Source organism: Breoghania corrubedonensis (assembly GCF_003053845.1).
Lineage (GTDB): Bacteria > Pseudomonadota > Alphaproteobacteria > Rhizobiales > Stappiaceae > Breoghania > Breoghania corrubedonensis.
The window spans coordinates 1,159,575-1,171,956 of record NZ_QAYG01000001.1 but is presented as its reverse complement, the minus strand read 5'-3'; the positions used below and the strand labels follow the sequence as shown (position 1 = coordinate 1,171,956).

At 65.6% G+C, this 12,382-nt stretch carries 10 protein-coding genes; 5 read left to right on the top strand and 5 right to left on the bottom strand.

The window, feature by feature from the left end:
• Positions 1-224 precede the first annotated feature (224 nt).
• On the top strand, positions 225-1,670 hold the full coding sequence (gene xylB, locus C8N35_RS05120; RefSeq protein WP_107988481.1) for a xylulokinase: 1,446 nt from the start codon (positions 225-227) through the stop codon (positions 1,668-1,670).
• A 47-nt stretch (positions 1,671-1,717) separates the two neighbouring features.
• Here the strand turns inward: xylB and C8N35_RS05115 are convergent, their stop codons facing one another.
• A complete protein-coding gene (locus C8N35_RS05115) occupies positions 1,718-2,206 on the bottom strand; it encodes a MarR family winged helix-turn-helix transcriptional regulator (RefSeq protein ID WP_245926659.1) in 489 nt (162 codons plus the stop codon).
• Between the two features lie 122 nt (positions 2,207-2,328).
• Between C8N35_RS05115 and hmgA the strand changes: the two genes are divergently transcribed.
• Positions 2,329-3,687, top strand: coding sequence for a homogentisate 1,2-dioxygenase (gene hmgA, locus C8N35_RS05110; protein WP_107988479.1), 1,359 nt, complete (start codon positions 2,329-2,331; stop codon positions 3,685-3,687).
• Positions 3,688-3,846: 159 nt separating this feature from the next.
• Here hmgA and C8N35_RS05105 read toward each other — a convergent pair whose 3' ends face one another.
• The 4 genes from C8N35_RS05105 to fsa all read right to left on the bottom strand — a co-directional run bounded on the left by C8N35_RS05105 (position 3,847) and on the right by fsa (position 7,656).
• Positions 3,847-4,305: a hypothetical protein gene (locus C8N35_RS05105; RefSeq protein WP_146177345.1), complete on the bottom strand. Its 459-nt coding sequence runs from the start codon at positions 4,303-4,305 to the stop codon at positions 3,847-3,849.
• A 75-nt stretch (positions 4,306-4,380) separates the two neighbouring features.
• A complete protein-coding gene (locus tag C8N35_RS05100) occupies positions 4,381-5,328 on the bottom strand; it encodes a tyrosine recombinase XerC (protein WP_107988477.1) in 948 nt (315 codons plus the stop codon).
• Between the two features lie 112 nt (positions 5,329-5,440).
• Positions 5,441-6,739 carry a DUF1835 domain-containing protein gene (locus C8N35_RS05095; RefSeq protein WP_170122025.1) on the bottom strand — a complete coding sequence of 433 codons (1,299 nt, stop codon included), beginning with the start codon at positions 6,737-6,739 and terminating at the stop codon, positions 5,441-5,443.
• 260 nt (positions 6,740-6,999) lie between these two features.
• Positions 7,000-7,656: a fructose-6-phosphate aldolase gene (fsa, locus tag C8N35_RS05090; protein ID WP_107988475.1), complete on the bottom strand. Its 657-nt coding sequence runs from the start codon at positions 7,654-7,656 to the stop codon at positions 7,000-7,002.
• 160 nt (positions 7,657-7,816) lie between these two features.
• Here fsa and C8N35_RS05085 point away from each other — a divergent pair, with 160 nt between their 5' ends.
• The 3 genes from C8N35_RS05085 (at position 7,817) to atpA (ending at position 12,366) form a co-directional block, all read left to right on the top strand.
• Positions 7,817-10,000, top strand: coding sequence for a primosomal protein N' (locus C8N35_RS05085; RefSeq protein ID WP_428977086.1), 2,184 nt, complete (start codon positions 7,817-7,819; stop codon positions 9,998-10,000).
• A gap of 273 nt (positions 10,001-10,273) precedes the next feature.
• Complete coding sequence (locus tag C8N35_RS05080) at positions 10,274-10,834, top strand: F0F1 ATP synthase subunit delta (protein ID WP_107988473.1); 561 nt, start codon at positions 10,274-10,276, stop codon at positions 10,832-10,834.
• The gene (atpA, locus tag C8N35_RS05075; protein ID WP_107988472.1) at positions 10,834-12,366 is read left to right on the top strand and encodes a F0F1 ATP synthase subunit alpha; all 1,533 of its coding nucleotides are present in this window, start codon (positions 10,834-10,836) and stop codon (positions 12,364-12,366) included. The genes C8N35_RS05080 and atpA overlap by 1 nt, the downstream gene beginning before the upstream one ends.
• Positions 12,367-12,382 lie beyond the last annotated feature (16 nt).

Genomic DNA, 12,382 nt, shown 5'->3' with positions numbered 1-12,382 from the left:
CGTGACCGCGCCTCTCCCCTCCCTCGATCGTCATTGCCCGGCAAAGTCCGGGCAATCCATAGGGCCTTCCGTCGATGCGGAAACGGCAATGGATCCCCCGGACCGCGCCGGGGATGACGGCGACGACAGCGCCGGAACGGGGAAAGACAGCCCGTTCCGTGCGAAGCCCCTCTGAAAAGCGCCTCTCTTTCGACCAACACTGACAGTTTCGGCAGAGTGACCCCATGTATCTCGGCATCGATCTCGGCACGTCCGGCGTCAAGGCGCTGCTCATCGCCAACGACCAGACCGTCATCGCCTCCGCGACCGCGCCAATGACCGTCTCAAGACCGCATCCCGGCTGGTCGGAACAGGCGCCTGCGGACTGGATCGCGGCGACAGAGACGGCGCTCGACGCCTTGAGGCGCGACCACGCGGCGGGGCTTTCCGCGGTCCGGGGCATTGGCCTGTCCGGCCAGATGCACGGCGCGACGCTGCTCGACGGCGCCGACGAACCGTTGCGCCCGTGCATCCTGTGGAATGACACCCGCAGCCATGCGCAAGCCGCCCGCCTCGATGCCGATCCGCGCTTTCGCGCGCTTTCCGGCAACATCGTCTTCCCCGGCTTCACCGCGCCCAAGCTCGTCTGGGTCAGGGAGAACGAGCCGGACATCTTCGCGCGGGTCGCCAAGGTGTTATTGCCGAAGGACTACTTGCGCCTCTGGCTGAGCGGCGAACACGCTTGCGACATGTCGGACGCCGCCGGCACGAGCTGGCTCGATGTCGGCAAGCGAGCCTGGTCGGGCGAGCTGCTCGACGCCACCGGCATGACGGCTGCGCAGATGCCACGGCTTGTCGAGGGAACGGACGCATCCGGCACGCTCAGGCCAGAACTTGCGGCGCGCTGGGGCATGACCGGCCCGGTCATCGTCGCCGGCGGGGCGGGCGACAACGCGGCATCGGCCATCGGCACAGGCACGATCGCGGCTGGTGAGGCCTTCGTCTCGCTGGGAACGTCGGGCGTGCTCTTTGCCGCCAACGAGCGTTACCTGCCGAATCCCGAAAGCGCGGTTCACACCTTCTGCCATGCGCTGCCCGGGCGCTGGCATCAGATGGGCGTGATCCTGTCGGCGGCCGCCGCGCTGGACTGGTGGGCGGGTATCGCCCGCGTCGCGCCCGCCGAGCTGATGGCGGAACTGGGCGACAGCCTGGAGGCACCGTCCGCCGTGTCGTTCCTGCCCTATCTCTCCGGCGAGCGCACGCCGCACAACGATGCGGACATTCGTGGCGCCTTCATCGGTCTTTCGCACGACCACGACCGCGCTCTTCTGACCCGCGCCGTGCTCGATGGCGTCGCCTTCGCGCTGAAGGATTGCCAGGAGGCGCTGAAGGTTGCGGGGACGCAGCTGAAGGCGGTGACGGCGGTCGGCGGCGGTTCGCGTGGTCGATTGTGGCTGAAGGCGATCGCCACGGCGCTCGACCTGCCGGTTGTGGTGCCTGCGCAGGGAGAAACGGGAGCCGCGCTCGGTGCCGCCCGTCTCGGGCTGATCGCGGCGACGGGCGCGGATCCCGAAACGGTATGCCTGCCCCCGGAAACGCAGGCGACCATCGAGCCGGTTGCGGATCTGCGCGGTGCCTATGACGAGGCTTACGGGCGCTACCGCGCGCTCTATTGCGCGCTGAAGGCGTAAGCGCGCGGGCGGGCCCGCCCGACGAACGCCCTACGACAGCCTCTCTGTCAAAATCCGGCCAGTTGTCCGAGGCAGCGCCGGAGCACGTCCTGCTCCTGTGGCGAGAACTGCGCCATCAGCTCCGCGTCGTGTTCGCGGGCATGGCGCGACAGGTCCTCGTAGGCCTTGCGCCCGGCCGCCGTCAGCTCCAGCCGCTCCAGCCGGCGGTCGTTTTCCAGCTCGGTGCGGGTCAGATAGCGACGGGCCTCGAGGGCGGCGACCGCGCGGCTGATCTTGGTCTTGTGCATGCGGGTCCTGAGCCCGATCGCCTTGGCGGTCATCGGCCCGTAGCGGCCAAGATGAAACAGCACCCGCCATTCCGTCCTGAGCATGCCGTAGCGCGCCTTGTAGATGCGCTGGAACGAGGTTCCCGCCTGCTCCGCCGCCTGGTTGAGAAGGTAAGGCAGGAAGCTTTTCAGGTCGAAGTCGTCCTCCTCCCGGCGCTCTCCGTCGTCCTCGATCCCGACAACAACCTCGTTTCCCATCCGTGCGCGCATTGATTCGTCCGTCTTGTTAGTTACATTTACAACCAATAGGACATCTGTTCGTGGAATGACAGGCCGTTGCGCGGGGTGTTGCGCGCGATGGTCGTTTCACGACGCAAAGGGAGGCAGGCGCCATGAACGAGCTCACCACGGCCGCGAGGGCCAAACCGGACGCGACGAAGGCTGGCCCTGCGTCCTACATGCCGGGCTTCGGCAACGACTTCGAGACCGAGGCGCTGCCCGGTGCGCTGCCTCAAGGGCAGAATTCCCCGCAGAAATGCAATTACGGCCTTTATGCCGAACAGCTTTCCGGCACGGCCTTCACCGCCCCGCGCGGTCAAAACGAGCGGACCTGGTGCTACCGCATCCGCCCCTCGGTGAAACATACCGGCCGCTTCGAGAAGATCGACGTGCCTTACTGGAAGAGCGCGCCGAACGTCGACCCGGACGTGATCAGCCTCGGCCAGTACCGCTGGGACCCGGTGCCGATGACCGACGTGGATCTCACCTGGATCACCGGCATGCGCACGATGACGACGGCCGGCGACGTCAACACCCAGGTCGGCATGGCCGCGCACGTCTATCTCGTCACCCGCTCCATGCAGGACGAGTATTTCTTCTCCGCCGATTCCGAGCTTCTCGTGGTGCCGCAGGCCGGCCGCCTGCGCTTTGCCACCGAACTCGGCGTCATCGACCTGGAGCCCAAGGAGATCGCCATCCTGCCGCGCGGTCTCGTCTACCGGGTGGAGGTGCTGGAAGGCCCCGCGCGCGGCTTCGTCTGCGAGAATTACGGCCAGAAGTTCGACCTGCCGGGCCGCGGGCCCATCGGCGCCAACTGCATGGCCAACCCGCGCGACTTCAAGACCCCCGTCGCCGCCTTCGAGGACCACGAGGCGGAAAGCACCGTCGTGGTGAAATGGTGCGGCGCCTTTCACGCCACGAAGATCGGGCATTCGCCGCTCGACGTGGTCGCCTGGCACGGCAATTACGCGCCCTGCAAATACGATCTTCGCACCTATTCGCCCGTCGGCGCGATCCTGTTCGACCACCCGGACCCGTCGATCTTCACGGTGCTGACCGCGCCGTCGGGCCAGCCCGGCACGGCGAATATCGATTTCGTGCTCTTCCGCGAGCGCTGGATGGTGGCCGAACATTCCTTCCGCCCGCCCTGGTACCACAAGAACATCATGAGCGAGCTGATGGGCAACATCTACGGCGTCTACGACGCCAAGCCGCAGGGCTTCGTGCCGGGCGGCATGAGCCTGCACAACATGATGCTGCCGCATGGGCCCGACCGCGATGCCTTCGAAGGCGCCTCCAACGCGGATCTGAAGGCGGAAAAGCTCGACGAGACCATGAGCTTCATGTTCGAGACCCGTTTCCCGCAGCATCTCACGACCTTCGCGGCCAGCGAGGCGCCGTTGCAGGACAACTACATCGATTGCTGGGACAGCCTGGAAAAGAAGTTCGACGGTACGCCCGGCGAGAAATAGCCGACGCACCCGCACCCCTGCAAATGCGTTTTCAACGCTGCGGCGGGAACGGGGGTATTCAGGCAGACGCTGGCAGGCAGACGCAGGTGCCGGTATCGGTACCGTGCGCGCCCTCTCGGGCGGGTGCCGGCGGCGCGTGCCGCCGGTCGTTACGCCCGATCAGTCGTCGCGCACCATGCGGAAGCTTGCGGCTTCATCTTCCTTGCGCTCGTCGTGGTAGTCGTAGGTGACGGAGACGAGCGCGTGGTTGCCGGTCACTTCCATCTGGAAGTAGCGATAGGCGGAATAGGTGGAGAAGGTCGCAACGAAACGTCCGCCGGACTTCTTCGCACCGGCCGCCCAGCCCCAGGTGCAGTCGCGCGGAGCGCACTTGGTCAGCACGCGAACGCGGTGGACGAGCTTGTTGCCCTTGCACTGCGATTCGACCTGCACGCGGCTGATATCGCCGGTGCGGGCGTGCCGGTTGCTCCAGGTGCCCGTTTCCTCGATGAAACAGGCGATGGTTTCGGCCTCGGTTGGTTCCGGCCAGACCAGCCAGGCGGTAACGAGGACACCGGAAAGGCTCATGGCAGCAGCCAGGAGCACGCGAACCGGCATTGAGAGAGGCGTCCCGGACATCGGTTTCGTCCTTTGTCGTGCCGCATCAATGGCAACCATTGACACTAGGATAAACTGCCGAGGTTTACGTAATATTTACGCGCGCGGATGGGCCTTGCGGTAGATGGCGACCAGGCGTTCCGTATCGACGCCAGTGTAAACCTGCGTCGTCGACAGGCTCGCATGGCCCAGCAATTCCTGGATTGTCCTGAGATCTCCGCCGCCGGCCAGCAGATGGGTGGCGAAGGAATGGCGTAAGGCGTGTGGCGTTGCCGTGTCCGGCAGGCCGAGGGCGCCGCGAAGACGTTGCATGGCGAGCTGGATGATGCGCGGGGAAAGCGGCCCGCCGCGCGCGCCGCGAAAGAGCGCACCGTCGTCGTCTATCGCGAAGGGACAGAGCTTGAGATACTGCGCGACCGCCTCGCCGACCACGGGCAGGACGGGCACGAGCCGCTCCTTGCCGCCCTTGCCGACGATACGAAGGACACGGGTCTCGTGTGTCGGCGCTTGCGCCCGCGTCAGTCCCAGCGCTTCGGAAATGCGAAGGCCGCAGCCATAGAGAAGCGTCAGCACGGCGGCATCGCGCGCGCCGATCCATGGTTCCTCCGACAGACTTTCATCGGCATCGACCACGCGCGCGGCATCGGCCGTGTTCAGCGGCTTGGGCAGGGTCTTGGGCTGGCGCGGCGCCCGCACGGCCCTGACCGCGGCGGCGTTGGCGAGCCCCTTTTTCTCCAGATAGCCGAGAAACGAGCGGAGCCCGGCAAGCCCGCGCGCCAGCGTGCGCGCCCCCGCGCCCTCCATCCGCCTGCGGGCGAAGAAGGCGCGGATATCGGCCGGCGTCAGCCGCGAGATCTCGTCCGCCCCCGGCGCGCCGCCGAGATGGATCGTCATGAACGAAAGAAACTGGCTGACGTCGCGCTCATAGGCGGTCAGCGTCTTGTCGGCGAGCCGCCGCTCCGAACCCAGATGGTCGAGCCATTGCGCGACAAGGTGCATCAGGGCGGGTTCGGCGATGACAAGCGGGGCGGCGGTCTGGTTCATCGCGAAGGAGTATCCTGCGACTCGGTTGATGAGCCCTCAGGTTCGCAGAGCGCATCCTCGCCGGCAATGGCAGCGGCGAAGGCGCGCACGGATTATTCGCGACCCCGCTGGCTCAGCGTTCCACGGCGAGCATCTCACCGTCCGGGGCCCGCCAGCGCCAGTCGGGCTCGCCAAAACAGCGCAAACCGCCCAGCCAGCGCTCGCGCGGGCCGCAATCACGCCAGTCCCGCCGGCCTTCGAGAAGCGCCCGGCCGGTCTGCGTCAGCGTAAAGGGCGCCTTGCCCCAATCGTCGTTGAAACGGGTGGTTTCATCGAACGTCAAAGCCGGATCGTCAGCCTGTGCGAGCTGGAGCATCATGCCGAGAAACATGAGATCGCCGTGGAACGGCAAGGGATCCCGTTCGCGCATGAACCGGGTGAAAACCTGGCCCCAGGGCAAGGCGCCCCCGCCAAGGAGATCCAGACATTGGCGCTGCGTGAAGGAAAGCCCGTCGCGATCCCCGGGAAACTCGGCGAGATAGCGCCTCACAGCCCCGGAAAGAAACGGCAAGGCCGGGGTTTCCTCAGCTGCGATCGCGGCGAGCGGGAGCGCGGTGTCCGCCAGGAGTGCCCGCCAGGTCCGCAGGGCCAGGGAATAGGCTGCATCGCTCACCGGCTGACGGGTATTGTACATGTGTCGCAGCGCGGCCGGCGAAAGCTGCCCGATGCCATGGAATTTCTCGATTCCGGGAAAGCGGTCGAGGCTGACGATCTCCACAAGCCGGCGATCTGCGCCGGTTTCCTTGAAAAGCGAGAGGATCCTAACGAGCAGCAGCTGATCATACGGATCGTGCTCGAACCACAGCACGATTCGCGAATATGATGCGGCATCGCGCAATCGGCGTTCAGCTGTCCTGAGCTTCGCAAGCGTCTCCATCTCGTTGGTGCCCGGATACTCCCGCGCGATGAAGCGAGCGCGATGCGCCAGTGCATCCGCCCCCTCGCGGATGGGACCCTGGCAGATCGGGTCGGAATATTCGAGAAAATCACCGGCAAAGCCGGCGCGCTTGAGCGCGGCCTCGATGTCATTGCCGCGACGGATATGAAGTGTGGGGCGGTCGCTGTCGGGGGCAGGCGCGCCGGTTTCGATGTCGCTGCGCGCCGCGTCCATGGCCGTGGCGTGAGCCTTGAGGGCGGGCCAGCTGGAGAGCCCTGCCTCGCGAGCGATGATGCATTGCGCATCCGCCAGCTTCACCTTGGCAGGATCGAGGCGGTCTGCGCGCGGATGAAAGGTTCTGAGGCGGTCGAGCGCATCCGCCTCGCGCGCGTGGAGAGCCTTCTTGAGAGCCTTGGTCTTCTTGCGGAGGCGGTCAAGCTGAAGGGCGGAATCGGAATCGCTGAAAAGCGGCAGCTCGGCTGCATCGTGCGTCATGGGGACCCCTTGCTCGGTTATCTCCAGTGTCCGCAATAGCCGGATCGAGCGGGTGTCGCCGATGATCATTCGCGCCGCGCAGTGGCGCGGTGCCATATTCTTGCCGTGGGCGGGGCCCTTTCCGCGGACTTGGAGGCACCGTGCAAGCGCCTGTCAATGACCCTAACGAGTTGCGTTGGTGCCGGCAAGGCGGAAGGCACACGCGAAAACGGGCGCCCGTCACCGGGCGCCCGTTGAAAGCGGAAGAAGGTTCCCGCTGCTTACAGGATCGTCTGTCCCGTCTTCGCCCAGTCGGCCAGGAACTGCTCGAGGCCCTTGTCGGTCAGCGCGTGCTTGACCAGGCCCTTCAACACGGCCGGCGGGACGGTGGCGACGTCGGCGCCGATCAGCGCCGCCTGCTTGACGTGGTCGGCGGAGCGGATCGAGGCGGCGAGGATCTCGGTATCGAGCATGTCGTAATTGTCGTAGATCACGCGGATCTCGCGGATCAGCTCCATGCCGTCGACGCCCAGATCGTCGAGCCGGCCGATGAACGGCGAGATGAAGGTCGCGCCCGCCTTGGCCGCCAGCAGCGCCTGGTTTGCGGAAAAGCACAGCGTGACGTTGACCATGTGGCCTTCGCCGGTCAGCACCCGGCAGGCCTTGAGGCCGTTCAGCGTCAGCGGCAGCTTGATCGCGACATTGTCGGCGATCTTGGCGAGCGTGCGGCCTTCCGCGATCATGGCGTCGGCCTCTGTCGCCGTGACCTCGGCCGAAACCGGGCCGTCGACCGTCTCGCAGATCTCGGCGATCACTTCCTTGAACGGGCGGCCCGCCTTCAGGATAAGGGAGGGATTGGTGGTGACGCCGTCGAGAAGACCGATTTCGGCCAGTTCACGGATTTCGGCGATGTCGGCTGTATCGACGAAGAATTTCATGGGCGCGGGGGCTCCTGTTGCGCTAACCGGGTAGGGACCCGGATCCTGATGGCGGCCTCAACACGGACCGTCTGACGGGGTTTCGCGCTTTCTTTAACGCAGTCGGATGCAAATCGCATCCCGATTCGGCCAATCTGTGACCCTGGAACGCCAAAAAGCCGTGCTCTTCGAACCCGAACGAATCGTTCCCGTGCTTGTTCCCGTCGCCGTGGAGGGACCCTGGTCCTACCGCGTGCCGGAGGGGATGGACGTGCGTCCGGGGTCCGTCGTTCAGGTGCCGGTTGGCCCGCGCAAGGTGATCGGCGCGGTATGGGACGGCGAGCCCGACACCTCCATCGATCCGAAACGCCTGCGTAATATCGAACGCGTCTTCGACGTGCCGCCGATTTCCGACGATCTGCGCCGCTTCGTCGAGTGGGTGGCGAACTGGACGCTGGCCGCTCCCGGCATGGTGTTGCGGATGGTGCTGAGGGTGCGCGATGCGCTGGAGCCGGAGGCGCCGGTCAAGGGCATCGCGCCGGCCGGCGAGCCGCCCGCGCGTATGACGCTCGCCCGCACGCGCGTGCTTGAGATCATCGAGGACAAGCCGTCGGGCTGGACGAAGGCGGCGCTGGCAGACGCCGCCGGCGTCAGTACCGGTGTCGTCGACGGGCTGATCGAGCATGGCACGCTTGCGCTGGTCGATCTGCCGCGCAAGCCGCGGCCCGCGCTCGATCCGGACATGCCGGGCCCGATCTTCACGCCGGCGCAAGGCGAGGCGGCGGTGGAGCTGCGCGCCGCGGCCCGCGACGGCTATTCGGTCACCCTCATCGACGGCGTTACCGGCTCGGGCAAGACCGAGGTCTATTTCGAGGCGGTGGCGGAGGTGCTGCGCAAGGGGCGGCAGGTTCTGGTACTGCTGCCGGAAATCGCGCTGACCAGCCAGTTTCTCGACCGATTCGAGGCGCGATTCGGCGGGCGTCCGGCCGAATGGCATTCCGAGCTTTCGCCGAAGATGCGTGCGCGCACCTGGCGCGATGTCGCCTTCGGAGAGGCCCGCGTGGTGGTCGGCGCGCGCTCCGCGCTGTTTCTGCCGTACCGCGATCTCGGCCTTATCGTCGTGGACGAGGAACATGATTCGGCCTTCAAGCAGGACGACCGCGTGCCCTATTCCGCCCGCGACATGGCGGTTGTCCGGGGTCATATTTCGGGTTTTCCAGTGATTCTCTCTTCCGCCACGCCCTCGGTTGAAAGCCGGGTCAACTCGGAAACCGGCCGCTACCGCCGCGTCGTTCTGGAGGAGCGCGCCTCGGGCGCCGAAATGCCGCGGCTCACCGCCATCGACATGCGCAATGACGGCCCCGAACGCGGCCGCTGGCTGGCTCCCAAACTCGTTTCCGCCATGACCGACGCGCTGGAAGACAAGGCGCAAAGCCTGCTGTTCCTGAACCGGCGCGGCTATGCGCCGTTGACGCTCTGCCGCCATTGCGGCCATCGCTTCCAGTGCTCCAACTGCTCCGCCTGGCTGGTCGAACACCGCTTTCGCGGCCAGCTTGTCTGTCATCATTGCGGCCATCACGAGCGCCGGCCCGACGCCTGCCCGGCCTGCGGTACGGCCGATTCGCTGGTGGCCTGCGGCCCCGGCGTGGAGCGGATCGCGGAGGAGGTGGGAGACCTTTTCCCCGATGCGCGCCGCCTCGTGCTCTCCTCCGACAGCTTTTCGTCGCCCGAGCGCATGCGCCATGAACTGAAACTCGTGGAAGACGGGGAGGTCGATATCGTCATCGGCACCCAGCTTGTCGCCAAGGGCCACAATTTTCCGCTGATGCGCCTCGTCGGTGTTGTCGATGCGGATCTGGGGCTTGCCAACGGCGATCCCAGGGCGGCGGAAAAGACGTTCCAGCTGCTGGCGCAGGTGACCGGGCGCGCCGGGCGCATCGGCGGCGGGGGACTGGGGTTCCTGCAAACCTACGCTCCCGAGAACCCGGTCCTGCGGGCGCTGCTTTCCGGCGATCTCGACCGGTTCTATCAAGAGGAAATCGCGGCACGCCGCGCTGCCGGCCTGCCCCCATTCGGGCGGCTGGCCGCGATCATCGTGTCCGCGCCGCAGCGCAGCGAGGCGGAGGGCTATGCCCGCGCGCTCGTTCGCGCCGCGCCGCGTGTGCAGGATCGCTCGATCGTGGTTCTCGGGCCGGCGGACGCGCCGCTTGCGCTGGTGCGCGGGCGTCACCGCCAGCGCATTCTCGTGCAGGCTCCGCGCGGGTTCGATCTCCAGGCCTGGTTGCGCGCCTGGCTTGCCGCCGCGCCCGCCGCCAAGGGCCAGCTCCGTGTTCAGGTGGATGTCGACCCGCAAAGCTTCATGTGAGCCGCTGTCCCCAGCGGCTGTGGAAATGACGCAACGGTATGATCTTGAGGGCGTTTATATACGCCTTTGGTCGAGGAATGGCGTGAAACCACCTATTCCGTCCTACCGGTAATGTTGCGCACCCGTGATTGCTATGCTATGCGAAGCGCGACTTTGGCGGTGCGGGCTCGGGCTGGGCTGGTGCCGCCAAAAATTATCCTTTGAATTCAGGTCCCTACCCAAGGATACGCGCTTGGATGGGGACTTGACGCGCGTCAGCAGAGCACGGACACGGTGACAGACAACCTCTCCCACGTCTCAGGTGTTGCAAAGCGGTACGCCTCCGCCCTTTTCGAGCTTGCCGAAGAGCAGAAGGTGGTGGAGCCGACCGAGGTCGACATCGCCGCCCTTGAGAAGCTCCTCGGTGAGAGCGCAGATCTTGTGCGGCTCGTCAGGAGCCCGACATTCTCCTCCGACGAGCAGATCGGTGCCATGAGCGCCGTCCTGAAGAAGGCCGAAATCGGTGGTCTGACCGCCAATTTCGTCAAGCTGGTGGCTTCCAACCGTCGCCTGTTTGCGCTTCCCGACATGCTCCGCGGTTTCCACGAGCTTGCCGCCGCCGCGCGCGGCGAGGTGACGGCTGATATCGTTTCCGCCGCCAAGCTCGATGAGGCGAACGTCGCTGCCCTCAAGGCCGCCCTCAACAAGGCCACGGGCAAGGACGTTAAGATCAATGCGACCGTCGATCCCGAACTGATCGGCGGTCTTATCGTTAAGGTCGGCAGCAGGATGATCGATACGTCCCTGCGGACCCGCTTGAATTCTCTCAAAATCGCGATGAAAGAGGTCGGCTGATGGATATTCGGGCCGCGGAAATCTCCGCCATCCTCAAGGATCAGATCAAGAATTTCGGCCAGGAAGCCGAAGTTTCCGAAGTCGGCCAGGTGCTGTCCGTCGGTGACGGCATTGCCCGTGTCTATGGTCTGGACAATGTGCAGGCCGGTGAGATGGTCGAGTTCCCGGGCAATATCCGGGGCATGGCGCTGAACCTTGAGACGGACAATGTGGGTGTCGTTATTTTCGGCAACGACCGCACAATTAAGGAAGGCGACACGGTCAAGCGGACCGGCACCATCGTTGACGTGCCGGTTGGCAAGGGGCTCCTGGGCCGCGTCGTCGACGGTCTCGGCAACCCGATCGACGGCAAGGGGCCGATTGAGTCGGACGAGCGCCGCCGCGTCGACGTCAAGGCGCCGGGCATCCTGCCGCGCAAGTCGGTGCATGAGCCGATGTCGACGGGCCTCAAGGCCGTGGACGCGCTCATCCCGATCGGCCGTGGCCAGCGCGAGCTGATCATCGGTGACCGTCAGACCGGCAAGACCGCGATCATCCTCGACACCTTCCTCAACCAGAAGTCGCTGAACGAGGGTGATGACGAGAGCGCGAAGCTCTATTGCATCTACGTCGCGATCGGTCAGAAGCGCTCCACCGTTGCCCAGTTCGTGAAGACACTGGAAGATCGTGGCGCCCTGGAATACTCCATCGTGGTTGCCGCCACGGCGTCCGACCCGGCGCCGATGCAGTACCTGGCGCCGTTCACCGGCTGCGCGATGGGCGAGTTCTTCCGCGACAAGGGCATGCACGCGGTGATCGGCTACGACGATCTGACGAAGCAGGCCGTGGCCTATCGTCAGATGTCCCTGCTGCTCCGTCGTCCGCCGGGACGTGAAGCCTTCCCGGGCGACGTGTTCTACCTGCACTCCCGTCTGCTGGAGCGTTCGGCGAAGCTCAACGAGAACTACGGTTCGGGTTCGCTCACCGCGCTTCCGGTCATCGAGACCCAGGCGAACGATGTGTCGGCCTACATTCCGACCAACGTGATCTCGATCACCGACGGCCAGATCTTCCTCGAGACGGATCTGTTCTTCCAGGGCATCCGCCCGGCGGTGAACGTCGGTCTGTCGGTGTCGCGCGTGGGTTCTTCGGCCCAGGTCAAGGCGATGAAGCAGGTGGCGGGCCCGATCAAGGGCGAGCTGGCTCAGTACCGCGAAATGGCGGCCTTTGCGCAGTTCGGCTCCGATCTCGATGCCACCACCCAGCGTCTGCTGAACCGCGGCGCGCGCCTGACCGAGCTTCTGAAGCAGCCGCAGTTCTCGCCGCTGAAGACGCAGGAACAGGTCGCCGTGATCTACGCCGGCGTGAACGGCTATCTCGACAAGCTGCCGGTCGATCAGGTCGGTGCCTTCGAGCAGGGTCTGCTCACCTACATGCGTGGGGAACAGAAAGAGCTGCTCGACGAGATCTGGGAGAAGAAGGCGCTGAACGACGAGCTGACGTCGAAGCTCAAGTCCGCCGTCGAACACTTCTCCAAGACCTTCGCCGCCTAACAACCGCAAGGACCGG